The organism is Rhodoferax sp. TS-BS-61-7, from assembly GCF_002943465.1.
Taxonomy (GTDB): Bacteria; Pseudomonadota; Gammaproteobacteria; order Burkholderiales; family Burkholderiaceae_C; genus Allorhodoferax.
The window spans coordinates 574708-598290 of the sequence record NZ_PTQY01000003.1; the positions used below are offsets into that span (position 1 = coordinate 574708).

18 protein-coding genes, 2 tRNA genes and 1 pseudogene are annotated in these 23583 nt (G+C 59.2%); 2 read left to right on the forward strand and 19 right to left on the reverse strand.

Features of this window, described 5'->3' with window-relative positions; translation table 11 throughout:
* Positions 1–26: 26 nt before the first annotated feature.
* Positions 27–377: a hypothetical protein gene (locus C5F53_RS11445; protein WP_105261479.1), complete on the reverse strand. Its 351-nt coding sequence runs from the start codon at positions 375–377 to the stop codon at positions 27–29.
* Positions 378–497: 120 nt separating this feature from the next.
* The gene (locus C5F53_RS11450; protein ID WP_105261537.1) at positions 498–1469 is read right to left on the reverse strand and encodes an AEC family transporter; all 972 of its coding nucleotides are present in this window, start codon (positions 1467–1469) and stop codon (positions 498–500) included.
* 162 nt (positions 1470–1631) lie between these two features.
* Here C5F53_RS11450 and C5F53_RS11455 point away from each other — a divergent pair, with 162 nt between their 5' ends.
* Entirely contained in the window at positions 1632–3767 is a 2136-nt protein-coding gene (locus C5F53_RS11455) for an ATP-dependent helicase (protein ID WP_105261480.1), read from the forward strand.
* Complete coding sequence (locus C5F53_RS11460; protein WP_105261481.1) at positions 3764–4801, forward strand: phospholipase A; 1038 nt, start codon at positions 3764–3766, stop codon at positions 4799–4801. Before C5F53_RS11455 ends, C5F53_RS11460 begins: the two co-directional genes overlap by 4 nt.
* A 24-nt stretch (positions 4802–4825) precedes the next feature.
* Here C5F53_RS11460 and C5F53_RS11465 read toward each other — a convergent pair whose 3' ends face one another.
* The 17 genes and pseudogenes from C5F53_RS11465 to C5F53_RS11545 form a co-directional block, all read right to left on the reverse strand.
* The gene (locus C5F53_RS11465; protein WP_146097344.1) at positions 4826–5401 is read right to left on the reverse strand and encodes a hypothetical protein; all 576 of its coding nucleotides are present in this window, start codon (positions 5399–5401) and stop codon (positions 4826–4828) included.
* A gap of 210 nt (positions 5402–5611) precedes the next feature.
* A tRNA-Phe gene (locus C5F53_RS11470) sits at positions 5612–5687 on the reverse strand.
* Positions 5688–5711: 24 nt separating this feature from the next.
* Entirely contained in the window at positions 5712–6383 is a 672-nt protein-coding gene (locus tag C5F53_RS11475) for a response regulator (RefSeq protein ID WP_105261483.1), read from the reverse strand.
* A gap of 35 nt (positions 6384–6418) precedes the next feature.
* Positions 6419–8692, reverse strand: a complete 2274-nt coding sequence (locus C5F53_RS11480; protein WP_105261484.1) for an ATP-binding protein — start codon at positions 8690–8692, stop codon at positions 6419–6421.
* Positions 8689–9327, reverse strand: coding sequence for a DUF4390 domain-containing protein (locus C5F53_RS11485; RefSeq protein ID WP_236635347.1), 639 nt, complete (start codon positions 9325–9327; stop codon positions 8689–8691). Before C5F53_RS11485 ends, C5F53_RS11480 begins: the two co-directional genes overlap by 4 nt.
* Positions 9278–10603 (reverse strand): 16S rRNA (cytosine(967)-C(5))-methyltransferase RsmB, encoded by a 1326-nt coding sequence (rsmB, locus tag C5F53_RS11490; RefSeq protein WP_105261486.1) that lies wholly within the window; start codon positions 10601–10603, stop codon positions 9278–9280. Before rsmB ends, C5F53_RS11485 begins: the two co-directional genes overlap by 50 nt.
* A 3-nt stretch (positions 10604–10606) precedes the next feature.
* On the reverse strand, positions 10607–11146 hold the full coding sequence (locus tag C5F53_RS11495) for a LemA family protein (protein WP_161499924.1): 540 nt from the start codon (positions 11144–11146) through the stop codon (positions 10607–10609).
* Positions 11147–11223: 77 nt separating this feature from the next.
* Positions 11224–15450 (reverse strand): DNA-directed RNA polymerase subunit beta', encoded by a 4227-nt coding sequence (gene rpoC / locus C5F53_RS11500; protein ID WP_105261488.1) that lies wholly within the window; start codon positions 15448–15450, stop codon positions 11224–11226.
* Between the two features lie 19 nt (positions 15451–15469).
* Positions 15470–19582: a DNA-directed RNA polymerase subunit beta gene (rpoB, locus tag C5F53_RS11505; protein WP_105261489.1), complete on the reverse strand. Its 4113-nt coding sequence runs from the start codon at positions 19580–19582 to the stop codon at positions 15470–15472.
* A 275-nt stretch (positions 19583–19857) separates the two neighbouring features.
* Positions 19858–20232 (reverse strand): 50S ribosomal protein L7/L12, encoded by a 375-nt coding sequence (rplL, locus tag C5F53_RS11510; RefSeq protein WP_105261490.1) that lies wholly within the window; start codon positions 20230–20232, stop codon positions 19858–19860.
* A 42-nt stretch (positions 20233–20274) separates the two neighbouring features.
* The gene (gene rplJ / locus C5F53_RS11515; protein WP_105261491.1) at positions 20275–20802 is read right to left on the reverse strand and encodes a 50S ribosomal protein L10; all 528 of its coding nucleotides are present in this window, start codon (positions 20800–20802) and stop codon (positions 20275–20277) included.
* Positions 20803–21033: 231 nt separating this feature from the next.
* A complete protein-coding gene (gene rplA / locus C5F53_RS11520; protein ID WP_105261492.1) occupies positions 21034–21729 on the reverse strand; it encodes a 50S ribosomal protein L1 in 696 nt (231 codons plus the stop codon).
* Positions 21730–22161: a 50S ribosomal protein L11 gene (gene rplK, locus C5F53_RS11525; protein WP_057674553.1), complete on the reverse strand. Its 432-nt coding sequence runs from the start codon at positions 22159–22161 to the stop codon at positions 21730–21732.
* Positions 22162–22299: 138 nt separating this feature from the next.
* Positions 22300–22890, reverse strand: a complete 591-nt coding sequence (gene nusG / locus C5F53_RS11530; protein ID WP_105261493.1) for a transcription termination/antitermination protein NusG — start codon at positions 22888–22890, stop codon at positions 22300–22302.
* The gene (gene secE, locus C5F53_RS11535) at positions 22890–23273 is read right to left on the reverse strand and encodes a preprotein translocase subunit SecE (RefSeq protein WP_105261494.1); all 384 of its coding nucleotides are present in this window, start codon (positions 23271–23273) and stop codon (positions 22890–22892) included. The genes nusG and secE overlap by 1 nt, the downstream gene beginning before the upstream one ends.
* Before the next feature lie 98 nt (positions 23274–23371).
* Positions 23372–23447: transfer RNA gene (locus C5F53_RS11540), tRNA-Trp, on the reverse strand.
* A 9-nt stretch (positions 23448–23456) separates the two neighbouring features.
* Positions 23457–23583, reverse strand: a pseudogene (locus tag C5F53_RS11545) (elongation factor Tu); the annotation flags it as partial.

Here is a 23583-nt window from a genome sequence, read left to right on the forward strand (position 1 = left end):
GCAGCTACTGTTTGTATAGCAAACTGCTAACGCCTGTCCGCACCCGGCCCGTATGGCAAGGCCTGGTCATCCCGCACCTCGTGGGCCTGCACATCGACCACGTCCACCACCTCACCCGCTGGCGAAAATCCGCCGGCGCCAGCCGGACCAGCGCTCCAGCCGCCGCGTTTGAACTGCTGGCGGGCTTGGTTGAAGTGCTGGAAGGTGGTCACAAACGCGGGTTTGCGGCCGGTGAGCAGTGCCTTGAGCAGCACAAACGCCAGGCTCAGCAGCGCCACACACAGCAGGCTCAGGGCAAACACGGCAGCGGCGGCAATCAGCAGCAGCTTGAGGGCCAGGCGGGTGATGGTGGAAACAAGATGGGTAAGAACGTCCATGCGCCTATTGTGCAGCGCCGGGCAAAGCCACCACCAAACCCGGGGGCAGCGTCCGTTTGAAGCCAAAAGGGCCCCTAGCCCTTGTGGAATATGCGCAAACAGCTACTGAAACGATAGCAATCAAATACCCACCATCAAGGCCACGGCCCCGGAGAAGGTAAAAAACGCCGCCGCCGTGGAGACCAGGATGATGCGGGCGATGCGGCCGTTGTCGGCGCCAAATCGCTCGGCCAAGAGCGACACATTGCTGGCGCTGGGCAGTGCGGCCAGCAGCACCAGCACGGTGAGGGCGAACTTGTCGATGGGCACACCCAGGCTCACGGCCGACACACCCACCAGCAGCACCAGCAGTGGGTGCAAAAACAGTTTGATGAGCGCCACCGGCACGTATTCTTGCCAATGCACTTCATGGGTTTTGTCATCCTTGGCAAGCATTTGGGAGCGGGCCAGCACTGCGCCAATGGTGAACAGCGCCACGGGCGAGGCCGCATCGGCCAGCAGGCCCACGGTGGTGACCACAGGCTTGGGAAACTCGATCTGCAGGGCCGACACCAACGCGCCCAACAGAATGGACCAGGGCATGGGGTTGGCCGCAACGCCCTTGAGGGCGTTTTTGGCGGCCTGGGTGGCAGACACCCCATCGGTACCGCCCAGACGCGAGAGTGCAATACACAGCGAGGACGTAAACACCATGTCCACCAGAATGGTGACGATGGCCGGGCCCGCGGCCTTGGCGCCCAAGAGTGCCACCAGCAGCGGCACGCCCATAAAACCGGTGTTGGGGAAGGCGCCCACCAGCGCGCCAAAAGCGGCGTCGTTCCAGCCAATGCGGCCATGCAGCGTGACCGCGACCACAAAACCCACCATAACAAGGGCGCACACCAGGTAGGTAAGCGCCACGTGCACGTCCAGCAGCTCGGTTATCGGCGTACTGGCGCCAAAGCGGTAGAGCATGCAAGGCAGTGCAAAAAACAGCACGAAGCCGTTGAGCCCGGGAATGGCCGCCAGCGGCAGCATGCCGCGGCGGGCGGCGAGGTAGCCGCACAGCACCAGGGCAAAGAAGGGGAAGGTGACGGTCAGGATGTGCAGCACGGGCTCCATTGTGGCGGGGTTTGGGCGCCGGGCCTGCCACCGGGCTGACAAGCAACGCAGCCAGGGCACGGGTTTTGCTGACCCGTTAAGATGGCGCGCCGGCCCCATCCCGGTCCTTGCGGCCGCCTTCCCCGGTACTCCTTTTCCCTCCTCGCGTTTGCCATGTCTGCCCCCTCCTCCCCCAGCGCCAACCACGGCATGAACCCCGCCCAGCAAGAGGCGGTGAATTACCTGCACGGGCCCTGCTTGGTGCTGGCCGGGGCCGGTTCGGGCAAAACGCGGGTAATCACCCACAAAATTGGGCGCCTCATGCAAATGGGCATGCCGGCCAACCGCATTGCCGCCATCACCTTCACCAACAAGGCCGCCGCCGAAATGCGCGAGCGTGCCAAAACCCTGATTGGCCGGGCCGCCAAGGACGTGCTGGTATGCACCTTCCACGCTTTGGGCGTGCGCATGCTGCGCGAAGACGGCGCGGTACTGGGCCTCAAGCCCCAGTTCAGCATTCTGGACAGTGACGATGTGACCAGCATCCTCAAGGATGCGGGCGGCACCGTGGACGCAGCCACGGCGCGCCAGTGGCAGTGGACCATCAGCGCGTGGAAAAGCGCAGGGCTGACCTCTGCCGAAGCCCTGGCGCAGGCGGCCGACGACAACGAACGCATCATCGCCACCGTGATGGGGCGCTACGAAGAGCGGCTAACCGCGTACCAAAGCGTGGACTTTGATGACCTGATCAGCCTGCCCCTGAAGCTGCTGCGCGACTACCCCGAGGTGCGCGAACGCTGGCAGGCCAAGCTGGGCCATGTGCTGGTGGACGAGTACCAGGACACCAACGCCACGCAGTACGAGGTGCTGAAGTTGCTGGTAGGCGAGAAGGCGCGCTTCACCGCCGTGGGTGACGACGACCAGTCCATCTACGGCTGGCGCGGCGCGACGCTGGACAACTTGAAGAAGCTGCCGGTGGACTTCCCCACGCTCAAGGTCATCAAGCTGGAGCAGAACTACCGCTCTACCAGCGCCATCCTGCGTGCGGCCAACAACGTGATCGGCCCCAACCCCAAACTGTTTCCCAAGACGCTGTTCAGCGAGCTGGGCGAGGGTGAACCGGTGCGTGTGGTGGACGCCGACAACGAAGAACACGAGGCCGAACGCGCCGTGGCCCGCATCCAGAGCCTGCGTGCTGAAGGCCTGGCCGACATGCAGGGCAAGCAGTACAAGGAGTTCCGCGACTTTGCCGTGTTGTACCGCGCCAACCACCAGGCCAAGCCGTTTGAGAAGGCGTTGCGCAAAGCCGGCATTCCCTACAAGGTGTCGGGCGGGCAGAGCTTTTTTGACCGTGCCGAAATCCGCGACCTGTGCGCTTGGTTTCGTCTGTGGAGCAACAACGATGACGACCCGGCGTTTCTGCGTGCGGTGACCACGCCCAAACGTGGCATTGGCCACACCACGCTGGGCACGTTGGGCGTGTACGCCAGCCAGTACAAGCTGAGCCTGTTTGAGGCGCTGTTTTCTTCGTCCCTGGCCGCGGCACTCAGCACCAAGGCGCTGGGCAGCCTGCACGAGTTTGGCCGCTACATCAACGACCTGGAATTCCGCGCACGCCACACCGAAGGCGCAGAGGCCGCCACCGCCTTCATGGCCGAATGGCTCAAGGAAATTGGCTACGAAAAACACTTGTACGACGGTGAAGAAAGCGAGAAGGTCGCCGCCGCCAAATGGACCAACGTGCTGGAGTTTTGCGACTGGATGGCGCAGCGCTGCGGCGGGCAGATTGAAGACGCAGCCGGCGTCACCGCCCGCGAGGTCAAAAGCCTGCTGGAAGTAGCGCAAACCATCGCCCTGCTCTCCACCATCAGCGAGCGCGAGAAGGACCAGGACGTAGTCACCTTGTCCACCCTGCATGCCTCCAAGGGGCTGGAGTGGCCGCATGTGATGCTGGTGGGCGTGACCGAGGGCATGTTGCCCTTCAAGCTGGGCGACGGCGCCGACACCTTGGGCGGCTCCAGCATGGCCGACGAAGCCGCCAACGACGACATGGCCACCCGCCTGCAGGAAGAGCGCCGCCTGATGTACGTGGGCATCACCCGCGCCCAGCGCAGCCTGGCCGTGAGCTGGACGCGCCGCCGCAAAAAAGGCCGCGAGATGGTGGCCGCCCTGCCCAGCCGCTTTATTGCCGAAATGGGCCTGGACCAGACCACCGTGAAAGAAGACCCGCGCGAAAAGCTGCGCGCCCTGCGCGCCGAGTTTGCTGCCAAAGCCCAAGCCAACGCGGCCCAAGCCGCTGCCCAAAAATGACGCCACGCCCCCTGTTTGCTCTTGTTTTTATAGCTGCTTGCGCAGTATCTACGGGGGTCATCGCCCAGGACTTGGGGTTTCGCCAAAATGGCACGGAAGCCATGGCCAGCAACCAGCCCGTGGCACAGCCCTCCCCGAGCGTGAACACCCCTGTGCCCGTGGAGGTGGTGAGCTGCAAGAACCCCGCCGCCACGCCCCTGTCGCGCTTTTGGGAGCTGGAACCCGCGAGCGACTGCGGTACCTTTGGCATCCGCGGCTATCGGCCCATCAGCCTCTCGGTCATCGGTTCGGACAGTGTGAACACCGCCCCCAGCTCGCCTGCGGCGGGGCACACGGCCAGCTACCAGCCTTACACCACCACCGAAACCCGCGTCCAGCTCTCGGTGCGTACCAAGGTGGCCCAGGGCCTGCTGACCGGGGGTGACCCGAATCGGCTCGATTCGCTGTGGTTTGCCTACAGCCAGCAGTCCTACTGGCAGCTGTTCAATGCCGACCTGTCGCGCCCCTTCCGCGCCACCGACCACGAGCCTGAACTCACCTACATCTTCCCGCTGGAATCGGCCCTGCCCTCGGGCTGGCGCCTGCGCTACGGCGGCGTGAGCCTGAACCACCAGAGCAACGGCCAGAGCCTGCCGCTCTCGCGCAGCTGGAACCGGGTGATTGCCCGCGCCGGGCTGGAGCTGGGCAGCAAGGTGGCCATCAATGCCAGCCTGTGGCAACGCCTGCCCGAAGATGCCGCCAGCGACGACAACCCGGACATCGAAGACATGGTGGGCCGCGCTGAGGTGGCCGCAGCCTGGAATGTAGACCCCAGCAACACCCTGGCGCTCACGCTGCGCCATTCGCTTAAAGGCGAAGGCAATGGTTCGGTACGCCTGGGTTGGCTGCACAAAATCGGATCGGCCGGCAACCACAGCGACCGCAGCAGCTTGCGCTTTCACACCGAGCTGTTCAGCGGATACGGAGATTCGTTGATGGACTACAACCGCCGCCGCACGGTGCTGAGCGTAGGGCTGACGCTGCTGGACTGGTAACGCAGCAGCGTCAGGCGTCGCGGCCTAGCCGCGGTGGCCGTTGAAACCGGCGTGGAAGGAAGAGTCGGCAAACCCCAGGCCCCCGCCACCATCGGCCGGGCCAAATTCGGCATCGTGCAAGTCCGCCAGCACCATCATGGCGTCGGCGGCTTCCTGGTTGAAGCCAATACGGGCATTGCCCATGCCGTCACCGCCGTTCATGATCAGCTTGTTGATGTACACGCTGCATTCCTTGTATCCCCACAGAGTGCGGATGGTGTTGGCGATGCGATGGTGATGCAGCTCGACAATGTCCAGTGCGGCTTTCATGCGCTGGGCAGGGCTGGTTTCCTCCAGGCCCATGGGCTGGGTAGGGAGATCGAGGTCGGGGAAGGCTTCTGCAGCCTTGGCTTGGCTGCGTGCACTGGGCTCTGGCGCCAGCGGCATGGCCCGGGAAACAGGGGGCAGATCCACAAACCGCGAATCTTGCTCGGCAAGGGCACTGTCCCACAGGCCCCATGCCGTATCGGGGTCGTCCTCTTTCACCTCCAGGCCGCGCGAATCCGGCGCATCCCTGGCGGGATCTGGCGTATCACCTTTGCCCCGAAACCTGCTAAACATGAGAACCCCTCGTGTTGTCGGCTGCATGTTACTCCAGCCTGTTTTATTTTGCCAACCCGCCTTGCCGTGCGCTCAACGAGGTTCGTACTGGAGGCAAGCCTAACGCCGAGCCATCTTGGCATCAAGAGCCCGTGTGGACTAGGCCAGAGGAAAGGCACAAGCGAAGAGGCAAAAAAAATGGCTTCCATTGCTGGAAGCCATTTTTAGGTTTGGTGGCCTGGGGCGGAATCGAACCACCGACACAAGGATTTTCAATCCTCTGCTCTACCGACTGAGCTACCGGGCCTGAGCCTTGAATTATAGCATTACTTTAAGGGCCATTTCGTTTGCCACGGGTCAGATCCACACCCAATTGTTTGAGCTTGCGGTACAAGTGGGTTCGCTCCAGCCCGGTTTTCTCGGCTACACGCGTCATGGAGCCATTTTCCTTGGCCAGATGGTACTCAAAGTAGGCCTTCTCAAACTCGTCGCGTGCCTCACGCAGAGGTTTGTCCAGCATGAAGCGTTGCTCGGACACCGGGCCCGCATCCACCGTGGCCACGATAACAGCGGTGGGTGCAGCCAGCGGTTCTGCGCTTGGCAAACTGGCCATGGGCAGCGGCGTAGGCTTGCGCAGGTTGTTGCGCGCCAGTCCTTGTTCTACCGCTTTGAGCAGCTTTTGCAGGGTGACGGGTTTTTCCAGAAACGCCAGCGCACCGATCTTGGTAGCCTCTACGGCGGTATCAATGGTGGCGTGGCCACTCATCATGATGACGGGCATGGTCAACGCACCGGTGGACGACCACTCCTTGAGCAAGGTGACACCGTCCGTATCTGGCATCCAGATGTCTAGCAGAACCAGGTCTGGTCGCTCGCGCAGGCGCGCTGCACGGGCTTGCGCCGCGTTCTCGGCAAGTTCGACGGTATGGCCTTCGTCATTGAGAATTTCCCACAGCAGGTCCCGAATGCCGTGCTCGTCGTCTACTACCAGTATGTTTGCCATTGTTAGCGCAGTCCCTTTGATGCCCTTGTCCGCACTCAACCTTGTGCGCTGTGATCTACGGCCAATGATAACGACACTTGCGCCCCAGTCACTTTGCCTTCCGCTGTGCGGTTGGTAATGTCAACACGGGTGCCGTGTTCATCGGCAATTTTTTTGACGACCGCCAGCCCCAGGCCCGTGCCTTTGGCCTTGGTCGTGACATAGGGTTCAAACGCACGCTTGAGGATGTGTTCAGGAAACCCGGTGCCCTGGTCTTGCACCGAGAGGCGCACACGGTCTGCCTCTGCCAGGTACTGGGTGCGGATCGTGACGCGACCCGCTTCGGGCAAGGCGGCAGACTCGGTGGCATCTTGCGCGTTCTGCACCAGGTTGTGGATCACCTGGCGCAGCTGCTGTGCATCACCGCGCACCGGGGGGCAGGTTTCATCCAAATCGGCCAGCAAGACCACCTTGCTGGCATCGGATTCGTAAAGCTGCAGAACGTCATGCACCAGTGCATTCAGATCTACTGGCTTGAGTTCTGCAGACGGCAGGCGCGCATAGTCACGGAATTCGTTGACCAGGCGTTTCATTGCATCGACCTGGTCGACAATAGTTTTGACCGACTTGGTGAGGATGGCGAGTTCGGTACCCTCCAACTTGCTGGCCAGCTTCATCTCCATGCGCTCGGCAGAGAGTTGAATGGGAGTTAACGGGTTCTTGATTTCGTGTGCCAGGCGGCGTGCCACTTCGCCCCAGGCCTGGGCCCGTTGTGCGGACACGATTTCGGAAATATCGTCGAACACCAGCAGGCGCTGAGCGCCGGGCAATTCTGCACCACGCGCCACCAGGGTTACGGCACGCTCAAAAGGACTTTGGACCGCGGCGCTGCCCCCCAACTCAAAGGACTGTTGCCAGTGGTCCAATCCATGTTCGGTACGACTGCTCAGGTATTGCACAAACTGGTTCTGCACCGCATCGCCAAAGCTTTGCAAGCCCGGCACATCGGCCAGGCGCTGCGCTTCATATGCCGCCAACGGCAACTGCAGGATGCGGGTGGCACCGGGGTTGGAGGAAACGATGACACCATCAGGCGCCAGCACCACCACCCCCGAGGTGAGATTGTCCAGAATGGTCTGCAAATTTGCACGAGCGGCGTCCACCTGGGACATGCTGGCTTCCACCGACAGGCGTGCATCTGCCAGCTGTTGGGTCATGGAAGCAAAGGCACGTGTCAGCCCACCCAATTCGTCGCGGCCCTGCATGGCTAGTTTGGGGGTCAAGTCGCCAGCCGCCACCTGGCTTACGCCCTCGGTCAGCAGCAGCAAAGGCCTGGCAATCTGGTTGCCCAGCACCACCGCCAGCAGCACGGCGCCAAACACGGCCAGAAAAAGGCTGAGGGTGAGCGTGCCGATGTACATGCGCTTGAGCCCCTCACGGCCCAGGGCGCGCTCCTGGTATTCGCGGTTGGCTGCCTCCACCGCCATGGCGTTGGCCACCAAGCCAGCAGGCAGGGTTCGGGATACCAGCATGTAGCGGGTTTCTGCCGACAGCCCCAACACCGAACTCGACACTGGCACAAGCGCCTTGATCTGCGCATTGGCCAGTGCACCGGGCACCGCATCTTCCAACCCCTCCACCCAGGCCAGTGCGCGTTCTTGCCGTGCTGTACGGAATTGGCTGGAGCTGGGCTTGTCGGGGCTAAGCTGGAAACGCGACTGGCCCACGCTGGAAACCAGCTTGCCAGACCCCGTCCAGACCGTGATATCGGTAGCGCCCAACTGGTCCAGCAGGCGCTCGGCCACCTCACCGGTTGCGGCGTCACTGGTCTCAACCAGCTGGCTGGAGGCCGCACGCGATTTGGTAGCCAGGTCGTTGGACAAGGTTTCCAATGTCACGCGGCCCAAACTCAGGCCCGCCTCTAACGCGCCCTCGACTTTCACGTCAAACCAGGTCTCAATGGAGCGGGACACGAACTGGTAAGACACTACATAAATCAACAAACCCGGCATCACCCCGACCAGCGCAAAAATGGTGGCCAGCTTGACCAGCAAGCGGCTGCCAAAACGCCCTTGTCGCAAGCGCGCCATGAGCCGATAACCCACCCAGGCAATCGCCACACCCAACACAGCGGCCACCACAACGTTCACCACAAACAAACGTGCGTAGTTTTGTTCGTAGAGTTCGCGGTTGTTGGTGGCTTGGGTCAGCAGGTACAGCAGTAGCAGGCCGATCAGCACCATGGCAGCGGCACCCAGTGCGACCGTTCGCCGGACCGCACGCGAGGTCTGGGGCCTGGGATTGGCCACCAGAGTCTCTGCAGGTTTCATTTCGCGACCTCTGGTGCCAAGAGCTCAGACCGTGTCACAAAAACATCCCACTCTGATTGCCCAATGGCGCCAATCTGAAACGGCCTGGGTAGCTGTCCCAAATCCAGACGAAAGCGAAACTCGAAGCGGTACCGCAAGGCGGGATCCAATTCACTGGCCCCGGCGACACGCCAGCGTGAAATGCGTTTAATGGTGGCCAGGGCTTGCTGAAGGGTGTCAAAACTCTGGTTCAGGGCAAGCCCTTGCCCCGTTACATTGGCTGCGCCAGAGCTGATGTTGAGGCGCCAGCGGCGTGTGAGTGGCTGAAAGGCCAGGCGGAACTGGCGTGTGGACAATGCCACCGTCTTGTCGTACCAGTACCACCGCTCGCGCAGGAGCTCGGTTTCTGCCACGAACACCATGGGAATGCCTTTGAGCAAGGCCTCTTCAACGGTGTTGGACAACTCAAACTGCAGCTGGGCCGTGAGGCTCAACTCATCGCTGCCACGCTCCAGCTCAAAAGCAGACAGTTCGACGGCACTTTGCGCCTTGGCAAGCAGACAAAATCCCAACAGACAGACGGCCATGAGCCAACGCATTGCCCGTTCAAGCAGCACGCTTCTCGAAAAGAGCATAGAAAAAGCCGTCGTGGTCACCCAAAGGATTGTCAGCGACAACCCCTTGTGCGGCGCTGCTGCGGGGCAGCAAATGCCCCGGCGACGGTAGCAAATGGGCATCAGTGTTGTTTGCAAGAAACGCTTGGACTTGCTCATCACCTTCGGCGCGGAAGAGGGAACAAGTGCAAAACAGCAGGCGCCCACCGGGCAACACGAGTGGCCACAAGGCCTGCAAGAGATGGCGTTGTGTGGCAGCCAGTTGCGCCACATCACTCTCGCGGCGCAACCAGCGGATATCGGGGTGGCGCCGCACAATGCCCGACGCTGTACACGGCGCGTCCAGCAGCACCAAGTCAAACGGGCGACCATCCCACCAGGTTTTGACTTCGCCAGCGTCCGCCACAATCACGGTCGGACTGAGACCCAGACGCTGGACATTGCTGCCGATACGCTGTGCCCGGCGTGCGTCCACCTCCAGGGCCACGACCTCAGCATCTGTAAGCTCCAGCAAATGCCCCGTTTTCCCCCCGGGCGCAGCACAGGCATCGAGAATACGGAAGGGGCCTGGGGGCACATACCCCCCGACTAACAAGGGCGCAGCCACCTGGGCCGCCGCGTCTTGCACAGACACCCACCCATCGGCAAAACCCGGAATCATCTGCACGGGCGCGGGCTGGAGAAGTTCAATGGTGTTGGCGGAGCAATGCTGGCCGTCCAGACCCGCGCCTTGTAACAAAGGCAAGTAGTCGGCTGGCAGGATACGCCGCGGGTTCACCCGCAAGGTCATGGGGGCGTGGCGGTTGGCAGCTTTCAGAATCTGCTCCCAATCCTGCGGGTGGTCTTTCTGCACACGGGCGATCCACCACCGCGGATGATTCCAGACCGCCACCGGATCAGTGTCCGTCACCGCCAACAACGATTCACGCTCGCGCAAAAAACGCCGCAGGCACGCATTGACAAAATTGGCCTGTGCTTTAGTTGCGGGCTGCCGCTTCGCCGCTTCCACAGCTTGGTTCACAAGCGTGAAGGCATCGTAGGCGCTGTCTTCGGTGTTCCAGGCCAAGGCCAGCGCAGAGCACAACAAGGCATCGACCATGGGTGGCGGCGCCTTGCGAACCAACTGCGCGCGCAGGGCCTGGGCACGCCCCCAATGCCGCCAAACATGGAAACACAAAGCTTGCACGCCACCGCGCAGCGCACCATCCACCGAGTCCAGCGCGGAGGTGCCTGAAGTCCCAGACATCACGGCTTGGCTTACGCGCGCCACTTGCTGGAGTTGCTGCCACAGGGGCGGGGCTTTGGAAGGGTTGTTCATAAATCAAAATGGCCCAGCCGGATGGAAACCCATCAGACCGGCGACCCAGCGGGCCGGGTATTGTTGAATCGCCTCGTTGTAGCGGGCGACAATTTGGTTGTAGCCACCACTCGCACTTTGCACCTTGAGGCTGGCAGCACTCCATGCCTCTTGCATGTCTGGCGGCATGACGGGGCCTGCCAAATCCGTGGGCCCTTCGGAAGCGTCCAACCACGCGGCATGCATGGCGGCCCATGCGGCAGACAAGGACTGGATGGCGTCTGGCTGCAGGGGCATGGAACGGGACTGCTCCAACCATTGCTCCAAACGGGATGCCGCCGCATGCAAACCGACCCACGGCGCCCCCACGGGGGCATGCCTATCACTACCACCAGGGGCCGCTACGTACTGCTTGACCAACACCACACAGGCGCTGGCATGTTTCTCCACCACCCCGAGCACTTCGAGGCTACGCGCCCGCAAGCGCATCAGGCGGTTGTACAGACCTACGCCCCAAAACAGCAGGACGGCCAGAACCAGCCAAAGCAGCAAAGACAAATCCATCGTGGTGCTCCCAAGAAAAATGCCCCAAGCTGCATGACACATGCTTGGGGCATTGGCACTAACGCAGAACCAGCGGATTATTCGGCCGCAGAGCCCTCGTTGGCTTCCAGTTCACCAGTGGCGTCCGCACCACCTGCCAATTCGGCAGCTTCGGCTTCGGCTATGGCGCGACGCTCGGCATCGTCCATGGTCTCACGCACCTTGCGTGCTTCGTGGTAGGCCAGGCCCGTACCGGCGGGGATCAAACGACCCACGATGACGTTTTCCTTCAGACCACGCAGCTCGTCGCGCTTGCCCATGATGGCGGCTTCGGTCAGCACGCGGGTGGTTTCCTGGAAGGAAGCCGCGCTGATGAAGCTGTCGGTGGACAGCGATGCTTTGGTAATACCCAACAGCAGGTTGGTGTAGACCGCAGGGATCTTGCCAGCCGCACGCAAGGCATCATTGGTATTGAGCATTTCCGAGCGCTCGACCTGTTCACCGTTGATGTAACCGGAATCACCCGTGGCTTCCACCACCACACGGCGCAGCATCTGGCGAACAATCACTTCAATGTGCTTGTCGTTGATCTTCACGCCTTGCAAACGGTATACGTCCTGCACTTCGTCCACGATGTAACGGGCCAGCTCTTCGGAGCCCAATAGGCGCAAGATATCTTGTGGGTCGGCTGGGCCGTCCACAACACTTTCGCCCTTGTTGACCACTTGGCCTTCGTGCACCAAGATGTTCTTTTCCTTGGGTACGAGTTCTTCCCAGACTTTGCCTTCGGGATCCGTGATCTGCAGGCGGACCTTGCCCTTGGTTTCCTTACCAAAGGACACGGTACCTGTGGTCTCGGCCAGCACACCCTTGTCTTTGGGGGAACGGGCTTCGAACAACTCGGCCACACGTGGCAAACCGCCGGTAATGTCTCGGGTCTTCTGGCCTTCGATAGGAATGCGCGCCAGCACTTCGCCGGGGCCCACGTCCTGTCCGTCACGCACCTGCACCAGAGCGCCCACGGGGAAGCCAATAGTCACCGAGTGATCGGTGCCAGGAATCTTCACTTCGTGGCCGGAGGCGTCAATCAGTTTGACCTGAGGGCGCACCACCTTGGCAGCACCGCGGCGCTTGGGATCGATCACCACCAGGGTGGACAGACCGGTCACTTCATCCACCTGCTTCGCCACGGTCAAGCCTTCTTCGACGTTCTCGAAGTGGGCCTTACCGGCAAACTCGGTAATGATGGGGCGAGTCAACGGATCCCAGTTGGCCAAGATCGCGCCAGCCTTGATGGTCTGGTCGGCCTTGACGGTCAACACAGCACCATACGGCACCTTGTGGCGCTCGCGCTCACGTCCGTGCTCGTCGTGGATCACGATTTCGCCGGAACGGGCAATCACTACCAGCTCTTTCTTGCTGTTGGTCACATAACGCATGGTGGCATTGAAGCCAATCACGCCGTTGGACTTGGCTTCCACGCTGGAGGCAATAGCCGCACGCGAAGCCGCACCACCGATGTGGAAGGTACGCATGGTCAGCTGGGTACCGGGTTCACCGATGGACTGGGCAGCGATCACACCGACAGCTTCGCCGAAGTTGATCAGACCGCCGCGACCCAGATCGCGTCCGTAACACTTGGCGCAGATACCGAAGCGGGTTTCGCAAGTCAGTGCCGTACGTACCTTGACTTCGTCCACACCAGCGGCTTCGAGCTCCTCGATCAGGTCTTCGTCTAGCATGGCACCAGCAGGCGCCAGAACCGCACGGTTCTCTGGATGCAGCACATCATCAGCCGCAGTGCGACCCAAGATGCGGTCGCGCAACGATTCGATAGTCTCGCCGCCTTCGACGATGGCGCGCATCAGGTAGCCGTTGTGGGTTCCGCAATCCTGTTCGGTCACCACCAAGTCTTGGGTTACGTCCACCAGACGGCGGGTCAAGTAACCAGAGTTGGCTGTCTTCAGCGCCGTATCGGCCAGGCCCTTACGGGCACCGTGGGTGGAGATGAAGTACTCCAACACGTTCAGACCTTCGCGGAAGTTCGCGGTAATGGGTGTCTCGATGATGGAGCCATCAGGCTTGGCCATCAGACCCCGCATACCAGCCACCTGGCGAATCTGCGCAGCGGAACCACGCGCACCGGAGTCGGCCATCATGTAGATGGAGTTGAACGACTCTTGCTGCACTTGATTGCCATGGCGGTCTGCGACCATTTCCTTGGACAGCTTGGCCATCATGACCTTGGACACTTCGTCGCCCGACTTGCCCCAGATGTCCACCACCTTGTTGTAGCGCTCACCAGAAGTCACCAGACCGGACACGTACTGCTGCTCGATCTCTTTCACTTCCTTCTGGGCACGGGCAATGATGTCGTGCTTTTCTTGTGGCACCAGCATGTCATCAATACAGATGGAAATACCGGCTTTGGTCGCCAGACGGAAACCGCTTTGCAGCAGCTTGTCGGCAAACACCACAGTCTCTTTCAATCCGCACTTGCGGAAAGACACGTTGATCAGCTTGGAAATTTCCTTCTTCTTCAACGCCTTATTGATGTTGGAGAAAGGCAGTCCCTTGGGCAAGATTTCGGACAAGAGCGCACGACCAGCCGTGGTTTCCCAGAGCTTGGTTTCAGGCTCAAACTCACCGGTTTCCTTGTTCTTGGTCCACTCGGTCAAACGCACGTTGATGCGCGCATTCAGTTCGACCTCACCCGCGTCAAAAGCGCGCTGCACTTCACCCGTGTCGGCAAAAATCAAGCCTTCGCCCTTGCCGTTGATGCGGTCACGGGTGGTGTAGTACAGACCCAGCACCACGTCTTGCGACGGAACGATGGAGGGCTCTCCGTTGGCGGGGAACAACACGTTGTTGGAGGCCAGCATCAGCGTGCGGGCTTCCATTTGTGCTTCCACCGACAAAGGTACGTGAACGGCCATCTGGTCACCGTCGAAGTCGGCGTTAAACGCCGCGCAAACGAGGGGGTGCAGCTGGATGGCCTTGCCTTCGATCAGGATGGGCTCGAACGCCTGGATACCCAAACGGTGCAGCGTAGGCGCACGGTTCAGCATCACGGGGTGCTCTTTGATAACCTCTTCCAGAATGTCCCAAACCACGGGTGTGCCGGATTCGACTTCCTTCTTGGCAGCCTTGATGGTGGTCGCAATGCCCATGGCTTCCAGGCGCGCGAAGATGAAGGGCTTGAACAGTTCCAAGGCCATCAGCTTGGGCAAACCGCACTGGTGCAGCTTGAGGGTTGGGCCCACGGTAATCACGGAACGACCAGAGTAATCCACGCGCTTGCCCAGCAAGTTCTGGCGGAAACGACCGGATTTACCCTTGATCATGTCAGCCAAAGACTTCAGCGCACGCTTGTTGGCGCCCGTCATGGCCTTGCCGCGGCGGCCGTTGTCCAGCAAGCTGTCCACGGCTTCTTGCAACATGCGCTTCTCATTGCGCGCAATGATTTCCGGCGCTTTGAGTTCCAGCAAACGACGCAGACGGCTATTGCGGTTGATCACGCGGCGGTACAGGTCGTTCAGGTCGGAAGTCGCAAAACGACCACCATCCAGCGGCACCAGCGGACGCAGGTCCGGTGGCAACACGGGCAGCACATCCAGCACCATCCACTCGGGCTTGATGCCGGACTTCTTGAACGCTTCCAGAACCTTCAAACGCTTGGCGTTTTTCTTGATCTTGAGTTCAGAACCGGTCAGGTCGTTGCGCAGCTTCTCGATCGAGCCTTCGATGTCGATGCTTTGCAGCAGATCCTTGATACCTTCGGCTCCCATCTTGGCCTGGAATTCGTCACCGAACTCCTTGAACTTGGCGTCAAAGTCGTCTTCGGACATGATGCTGAACTTCTTCAGCGGAGTCATGCCGGGATCGGTGACGACATATGCTTCAAAGTACAACACACGTTCGATGTCACGCAGTGTCATGTCCAGCACCAGGCCCAAACGGCTGGGCAGGGACTTCAGGAACCAGATGTGGGCGCAAGGTGCGGCCAGATCGATGTGACCCATGCGTTCGCGGCGAACTTTGGTCTGCGTGACTTCAACGCCGCACTTCTCGCAGATCACCCCGCGGTGCTTCAGGCGTTTGTACTTGCCGCACAAGCATTCGTAGTCCTTGATGGGACCGAAAATCTTGGCGCAAAACAGGCCGTCGCGCTCGGGTTTGAACGTGCGGTAGTTGATGGTTTCTGGTTTTTTCACTTCACCAAAAGACCACGAACGGATCTTCTCTGGCGAAGCCATGCCAATCTTGATGGCATCGAAGTGCTCATCGGGCGTGAACTGCTTGAACAGGTCGAGTAAAGATTTCATGTGACTCTTTCCCTTTCAATTAAGAACGTTCGAGTTCAATGTCGATGCCCAAGGAACGGATTTCCTTGACCAACACGTTGAACGATTCCGGCATGCCGGCTTCAATGGAGTGTTCACCCTTGACGATGTTCTCGTACACCTTGGTACGACCTTGCACGTCATCGGACTTGACCGTCAACATTTCCTGCAGCACGTAGGATGCGCCATACGCTTCCAGCGCCCACACTTCCATTTCACCGAAGCGCTGGCCACCGAACTGGGCTTTACCGCCCAGAGGTTGCTGGGTCACCAAGCTGTACGGACCGGTCGAGCGGGCGTGCATCTTGTCGTCCACCAAGTGGTGCAGCTTCAGGTAGTGCATATAGCCCACCGTCGTGGTGCGTTCAAAGGCGTCACCGCTGCGGCCGTCGTACAACTGTGCTTGTGTACGTGTTGCAGTCAGGCCCTTGGCCTTGGCCACGTCATCCGGATAGGCCAGTTGCAGCATGTCGCCGATTTCCTTCTCGGTAGCGCCGTCGAACACCGGGGAGGCAAAGGGCACACCACTGGTGAGCTCTTTCGCCATTTCCTGTACTTCAGCGTCAGACAGCTGGGCCAAATCTTCCTTGCGACCCGTGCTGTTGTAGACCTGCTCCAGGAAACCGCGGATTTCGGTCGCGGCGGCTTCACGTTGCAACATGTCGCCAATGCGTTGGCCCAGGCCCTTACCGGCCCAGCCCAAGTGCACTTCCAGAACCTGACCGATGTTCATACGCGAAGGAACGCCCAAGGGGTTCAACACGATGTCGACAGGCGTGCCGTCTGCCAAGTAAGGCATGTCTTCCACGGGCGTGATCTTGGAAACCACACCCTTGTTACCGTGGCGGCCGGCCATCTTGTCGCCAGGCTGCAGGCGGCGCTTGACCGCGATGTACACCTTGACCATCTTCAACACGCCTGCGGGCAGTTCGTCGCCTTGTGTCAATTTCTTGCGCTTTTCTTCAAACGCGAGGTCGAAGCTGTGGCGAGTCTGTTCCAGCGAGTTCTTGATGCTTTCCAGTTGGCTTGCCACTTCTTCGTCGGCAGGACGGATGTCAAACCAGTGGAATTTCTCGACGGATGCCAGGTAGGCTTTGTCCAGCTTGGTGCCCTTGGCCAGCTTCTGAGGGCCTCCATTGGCAACCTTGCCGGTCAACAGCTTCTCGATACGGTCAAACGCATCGGCTTCCACAATACGCAACTGGTCGTTCAAATCGAGACGGAAGCGCTTCAGCTCGTCGTCAATGATCTGTTGTGCACGGCGATCACGCGTGATGCCTTCACGTGTGAAGACCTGCACGTCGATCACGGTGCCGGAGCTGCCCTGATCCACGCGCAAAGACGTGTCCTTCACGTCGCTGGCCTTTTCGCCGAAGATGGCGCGCAGCAGCTTTTCTTCTGGTGTGAGCGTGGTTTCACCCTTGGGCGTGACCTTGCCCACCAGCGTGTCGCCCGGCAGAACCTCGGCACCCACGTAGATGATGCCGGACTCGTCCAGACGGTTCAGCTGCTGTTCACTCAGGTTGGGGATATCGCGGGTAATTTCTTCCGCACCCAACTTGGTGTCACGGGCCATCACCACGAGTTCTTCGATGTGGATCGAGGTGTAGCGGTCTTCGGCCACCACACGCTCGCTGATCAAGATCGAGTCTTCGAAGTTGTAGCCGTTCCATGGCATGAAAGCCACCAGCATGTTCTGACCGATGGCGATTTCGCCCAGATCCGTGGATGCACCGTCGGCAATCACATCACCCTTGGACAGCTTGTCGCCCTTCTTGACGATGGGACGCTGGTGAATGTTGGTGTTCTGGTTGGAACGCTGGTATTTGATGAGGTTGTAGATGTCCACACCCACTTCACCAGCTTGTGCTTCGGCGTCGTTGACGCGGATCACGACACGGGTGGCGTCCACATAGTCGACGATACCGCCACGGGTGGCCGTAACCACGGTGCCGGAGTCCACCGCAGCAACGCGCTCAATACCAGTGCCCACCATGGGCTTCTCGGGACGCAGCACAGGCACAGCCTGGCGCGACATGTTGGCACCCATCAAGGCGCGGTTCGCATCATCGTGCTCCAGGAAGGGCACCAAGGATGCCGCCACCGACACGATCTGCGCCGGCGACACGTCCATGTACTGCACACGGTCCGCACTCACCAAGATGGATTCGCCTTTTTCACGGGCAGACACCAAATCACCTGTCAAAGTACCTTCTTTGTCCAAAGCCGCATTGGCCTGGGCGATCACGTACTTGCCTTCTTCGATGGCAGACAGGTAGTCGATGTCGTTGGTCACCTTGCTGTCGACCACACGGCGGTACGGTGTCTCGATGAAACCGTATTCGTTCAGGCGAGCGTACAAAGCCAGCGAGTTGATCAGACCGATGTTTGGACCTTCAGGCGTTTCAATAGGGCAGACGCGACCGTAATGGGTCACGTGCACGTCACGCACTTCAAAGCCAGCACGTTCACGGGTCAAACCACCTGGGCCAAGGGCCGATACACGGCGCTTGTGGGTGATTTCAGCCAGCGGGTTGGTCTGGTCCATGAACTGGGACAGCTGCGATGCACCGAAGAACTCTTTCAACGCAGCCGAGATAGGCTTGCTGTTGATCAGGTCATGCGGCATCAACGGTTCTTGCTCGGCCTGACCCAGACGTTCCTTGACGGCCTTTTCGATACGTGCCAGGCCGGTGCGGTACTGGTTCTCGGCCAACTCGCCCACGCAGCGCACGCGGCGGTTACCCAAGTGGTCAATATCGTCAACATCACCACGGCCATTGCGCAGATCCACCAGAATCTTGACCACGGCCAGGATGTCTTCGTTGGTCAGTACCATGGGACCGGTCGATTCCGAGCGGCCCATCTTGGCGTTGAACTTCATACGGCCCACGCGCGACAGATCGTAGGTGTCGGGGTTGTAGAACAGGCGCTGGAACAGAGCCTGCACAGCGTCTTCTGTCGGCGGCTCGCCGGGACGCATCATGCGGTAGATGGCTACGCGTGCCGCAAATTCGTCCACGGTTTCATCCGTGCGCAGGGTTTGCGAGATATACGCCCCTTGATCCAGCTCGTTGGTGTAGATGCACGCCAAATCCTGGATGCCAGCCGTACGCAACTTCTTCAGCAGTGCTTCGGTCAACTCTTCGTTGGCCTTGGCCACGATTTCACCGGTGTCACCATCGACCACATTGCGGGCCACGACGCGGCCAACCAGGAAGTCTTCGGGCACGCTGATGTGTGTAGTACCAGACTGCTCCAGTTCACGGGTATGGCGTGCCGTCACGCGCTTGTCTTTGGCCACCACTACTTTGCCAGACTTGTCGGTGATGTCAAAACGGGCGACTTCACCACGCAGACGCTCGGCCACAAATTCCATTTGTGCGCCACTGTCCATCAGGCGGAAGTTGTCATTGACGAAGAAGTTCGCGAGGATGGATTCGTTGTTCAGGCCGATGGCCTTGAGCAAAATCGTGACCGGCATCTTGCGGCGGCGGTCCACTCGGAAGTACAGCAGGTCTTTGGGGTCGAATTCGAAATCGAGCCAGGAGCCACGGTACGGAATGATGCGTGCGGAGAACAACAGCTTGCCCGAGCTGTGGGTCTTACCCTTGTCGTGTTCAAAGAACACGCCAGGCGAACGGTGCAACTGGGACACGATCACGCGTTCCGTACCGTTGATGATGAAGGAACCCTTGCCCGTCATCAAAGGCACTTCGCCCATGTAGACCTCTTGTTCCTTGACTTCCTTGACCACCTTGTTCTGACCGGTCGACGATTCACGGTCATAAATGATCAGTTGCACCTTGGCACGCACGGCCGAGGCAAAGGTCAAACCGCGGGTTTGGCATTCGCGCACATCGAACGCTGGCTTGGCGAGGTTGTACTCCAGGTACTTCATCTCCACAAAACCGTTGTGGGAGACGATAGGGAAGGCAGCTTCGAACGCAGCTTGCAGGCCTTCAGCGGTGCGTTTTTTGGGGGCTACGTCCGCTTGCAAAAACGCCGTGTAGGCGTCTTTTTGCATTTGCAGCAAGTAGGGAATCTCGAGCACGCTATCGCGATTACCGAAGTTTTTGCGAATTCGCTTGCGTTCTGTGTATGTGTAAGCCATTAGATCTCCGGGCAAAGGCTGAGGAATCCTGGGGGTCCTAGGCGACTGTCGCGTTGAGCACCACTCTCAACAGGCTTGGCGATTGGCCACTACCAATCACTGGCGGACGGTTGTGCATTGCACACAACCCGTACCAAGGCATCTTCTGCAGTCGGATCAGAAGACACTCAAAAATGGTCTTGGGACCGCTTTTGAGTGTGCACTAATTTCAATGCTCACAAGCAGCAAAGGCTGGAGGCCCTTGTGGGGACCTCCAGCCCTGGCAAAACAGTCGATTACTTGAGTTCGACTTTGGCGCCAGCTTCTTCCAGCTTCTTCTTAGCAGCTTCAGCGTCAGCCTTGGAAGCGCCTTCCTTAACAGCCTTAGGAGCGCCGTCCACCAGATCCTTGGCTTCTTTCAAGCCCAGGCCAGTGATTTCACGCACGGCCTTGATCACGGACACTTTGTTAGCGCCAGCTTCAGTCAACACCACGTTGAATTCTGTCTTCTCTTCAGCAGCAGCAGCGGCACCACCACCAGCAGCAGCGGGAGCAGCCATAGCAGCTGCGCTCACACCAAATTTCTCTTCGATGGCTTTCACCAGGTCGTTGAGTTCCATGACCGTCATGCTATCCAGCGCGGTCAAAAATGCGTCTTTATCGAATGCCATTTTGATTTCCTAACAATATTGGTTACTACGGGCAGCGCGCAATTAAGCGGCCACTGCCTCTGCGGGAGCAGCTTCTGCTGCACCTGCGCCACGCTGTTCCGCCAGTGCGGACAGCACACGGGCCGTACGCGAAATGGGGGACTGCATCAAGCCCAACAACTGAGCCAACAACACTTCCTTGGAAGGGATGCTTGCCAATTGCTTCACGCCGTTCACGTCCAGAGCCTTGCCACCGTACGCACCAGCACGGATCACCAACTTGTCGTTGGTTTTCGCGAACTCGGCCACCACTTTCGCGGCGGCAACTGCGTCTTCGGAAAAGCTATAGATCAGAGGACCGGTCATCTGGCCGGACACAACGTCGAACTGGCTACCAGCCACAGCACGGCGGGCCAAGGTGTTTTTCAACACACTCAGGCTCACACCAGCGCTGCGCGCGGTATTGCGCAGTTTGGTCATGTCAGCGACCGTGATGCCGCGGTATTCCGCGATCACGAGCGTTTGAGCTTTAGCGGCGAGGCCAGTCACATCACTGATGACTGCTTCTTTCTCACTGCGATTAAGACTCAAGGTCTACTCCTTTAAATGCCCCTTGCAATTTGCATCGCGTAGGGCTCCACATTGCAGCGACCAACTGTTAACAGAACTCTCATTCCATCTGCAGCGGGATCGCCATCTGCGTTGGCTTCACTATTAAGTGCAGTTGCCTGCACACCAACGGTCTTGGATGGCCTGCCAGTACTTTTCAGATCTGGCAGCCCACCACATCGGACGTCTCTTGCGAGACATCCAAATTTGCGATTACGCCGAGATGGTTTGCAGGTCCACGCGGACACCCACACCCATGGTCGACGAAACAGCGACTTTGCGCAAATACAAACCCTTGCTGGAAGCAGGCTTGGCTTTGTTCAGTGCATCCACCAGAGCTGCCAAGTTGCCTTGCAACTGAGCGGATTCAAACGAACGGCGACCGATGGTGCTGTGCACGATACCGGCTTTGTCCACACGGAATTGCACTTGACCGGCCTTGGCGTTTTTCACTGCGGTAGCGACGTCCGGTGTCACGGTGCCAACCTTAGGGTTAGGCATCAAACCACGTGGTCCCAGGATCTGACCCAAAGTACCCACGATACGCATGGCATCAGGGGCTGCGATCACGATGTCAAAGGGCATGTCGCCAGCCTTGACCATGGCAGCCAGATCGTCCATGCCGACAATGTCAGCACCGGCGGCTTTGGCTTCTTCAGCCTTGGCGCCTTGGGCGAACACGGCCACACGTTTGGTCTTGCCGGTACCGTTAGGCAACACGACGGCGCCGCGCACCACTTGGTCCGACTTCTTGGCATCAATGCCAAGTTGCACGGCCACGTCGATGGATTCATCGAACTTGGCGTTGGCGAATTCTTTAACCAGGCCCAGCGCATCGGTCAGTGCGTACAGCTTGTTGCTGTCGATTTTGCCAACTTGGGTTTTTTGCTTTTTAGTGAGCTTAGACATTTACACGCCCTCCACATTCACGCCCATCGAGCGAGCAGAACCAGCAATGGTACGAACGGCTGCATCCAGATCGGCGGCAGTCATGTCTTTCATCTTGGTCTTGGCGATTTCTTCGAGCTGAGCACGCGTGATCTTGCCAACCTTGTCCTTCAGGGGATTGGAAGAACCTTTGTCCAGCTTGATAGCCTTCTTGATCAGCACGGTGGCTGGAGGCGTCTTGATCACAAACGTGAAGCTCTTGTCGGCAAATGCCGTGATCACCACGGGCAAAGGCAGACCAGGCTCAACACCTTGGGTCTGCGCATTGAATGCCTTGCAGAACTCCATGATGTTCAAACCACGTTGACCCAATGCAGGGCCGATAGGGGGGGATGGGTTGGCCTTACCGGCTGGCACTTGCAGCTTGATAAAACCGACGATTTTTTTCGCCATGATTTCTCCTTACGGGTGATAACGCCTTGGTGCTGAACAACTCAGACCTCGGCTCCCCGGGGTTAACGACTCTTCAAATCCATTCGCGCCGAGTCGGAAAACGCAAATGCAAAACCGGCCATCGCTGGCCGACAAACCTTAGGTTTTCTCGATCTGAGAAAACTCCAATTCAACCGGTGTGGAGCGGCCAAAAATGGTGACCGAAACCCGCACCTTGCTCTTTTCGTAGTTGACGTCTTCCACCGAGCCATTGAAATCGGTGAACGGGCCTTCCTTGACGCGCACAAATTCGCCCACCACAAATTCGATTTTGTGACGTGGCTTCTCAGTGCCTTCTTGCATCTGGTTCACGATCTTCATCACCTCGGCTTCCGAGATGGGAGCAGGGCGGTTTTTAGCACCACCCACAAAACCGGTCACTTTGTTGGTGTGCTTCACCAAATGCCAGCTTTCGTCGTCCATGACCATCTCCACCAGTACATAACCGGGGAAAAATTTACGCTCGGTGGTCTTCTTTTGTCCGTTTTTGACTTCAACCACTTCTTCCATGGGAACAAGGATGCGGCCAAACTTGTTTTGCATGCCAACGCGGTTGATACGCTCGATGATATTGCGCTCCACGGCCTTCTCCATACCGGAGTAGGCGTGCACAACATACCAGCGCAAGTCAGGGTTCACAGGCGCGGGCGCAGGCTGCTCTGCAGCGGAAATCACCACATCATCAGTCATTATTTTCTCCACCCCAGGATCAGATCGTAAAAAAGCCACTCAAGCGTCTTGTCTGTCAGCCACAAAAACAAAGCCATGACAAGAACAAAACCGAAGACATACGCAGTGATCTGAATTGCTTCTTTGCGAGCAGGCCACACCACCTTGCGCACTTCACGCCAAGCATCCTTGCCAAAGGCGATGAGTTGGCGTCCGGATTCCGATGCAAAAAAGGCTACAGCAGCCAAGCCCAAGCCCAGCAGCAACACGGCCCACTGGACCAGTGCACCCTGCTTGCCCAACAAATAGAAGGCTGCCAAGGCGCCCAACACCAACAGCGCAGCCGCAGCCAGTTTGGCTTTGTCTGCGCCGGTGTTGACAGTTTGAACTTGTGTCGTGGCCATAGTCTTTATTCGCGTCTCACTTGTACTAAATTTTCAGCATCCTCAAGACACTGAAGCCCGCTACACCGTAGCGGGCTTGCTTGCCACCTATTCCCAGGTGGCAGGGGCAGTAGGAATCGAACCTACAACCTTCGGTTTTGGAGACCGACGCTCTGCCAATTGAGCTATACCCCTAGATTTTCCTTACGCGATGATTTTCGCGACCACGCCAGCGCCGACGGTACGGCCACCTTCGCGGATAGCGAAGCGCAGACCTTCTTCCATGGCGATGGGGTTGATCAGCTTCACAGTGATCGACACGTTGTCACCA

Coding starts and splice junctions, on each gene's coding strand:
- C5F53_RS11445 (WP_105261479.1), bottom strand. CDS start 377: ATGGACGTTCTTACCCATCTTGTTTCCACCATCACCCGCCTGGCCCTC.
- C5F53_RS11455 (WP_105261480.1), top strand. CDS start 1,632: ATGTCTGCCCCCTCCTCCCCCAGCGCCAACCACGGCATGAACCCCGCC.
- C5F53_RS11460 (WP_105261481.1), top strand. CDS start 3,764: ATGACGCCACGCCCCCTGTTTGCTCTTGTTTTTATAGCTGCTTGCGCA.
- C5F53_RS11465 (WP_146097344.1), bottom strand. CDS start 5,401: ATGTTTAGCAGGTTTCGGGGCAAAGGTGATACGCCAGATCCCGCCAGG.
- C5F53_RS11475 (WP_105261483.1), bottom strand. CDS start 6,383: ATGGCAAACATACTGGTAGTAGACGACGAGCACGGCATTCGGGACCTG.
- C5F53_RS11480 (WP_105261484.1), bottom strand. CDS start 8,692: ATGAAACCTGCAGAGACTCTGGTGGCCAATCCCAGGCCCCAGACCTCG.
- rsmB (WP_105261486.1), bottom strand. CDS start 10,603: ATGAACAACCCTTCCAAAGCCCCGCCCCTGTGGCAGCAACTCCAGCAA.
- C5F53_RS11495 (WP_161499924.1), bottom strand. CDS start 11,146: ATGGATTTGTCTTTGCTGCTTTGGCTGGTTCTGGCCGTCCTGCTGTTT.
- rpoC (WP_105261488.1), bottom strand. CDS start 15,450: ATGAAATCTTTACTCGACCTGTTCAAGCAGTTCACGCCCGATGAGCAC.
- rpoB (WP_105261489.1), bottom strand. CDS start 19,582: ATGGCTTACACATACACAGAACGCAAGCGAATTCGCAAAAACTTCGGT.
- rplL (WP_105261490.1), bottom strand. CDS start 20,232: ATGGCATTCGATAAAGACGCATTTTTGACCGCGCTGGATAGCATGACG.
- rplA (WP_105261492.1), bottom strand. CDS start 21,729: ATGTCTAAGCTCACTAAAAAGCAAAAAACCCAAGTTGGCAAAATCGAC.
- rplK (WP_057674553.1), bottom strand. CDS start 22,161: ATGGCGAAAAAAATCGTCGGTTTTATCAAGCTGCAAGTGCCAGCCGGT.
- nusG (WP_105261493.1), bottom strand. CDS start 22,890: ATGACTGATGATGTGGTGATTTCCGCTGCAGAGCAGCCTGCGCCCGCG.
- secE (WP_105261494.1), bottom strand. CDS start 23,273: ATGGCCACGACACAAGTTCAAACTGTCAACACCGGCGCAGACAAAGCC.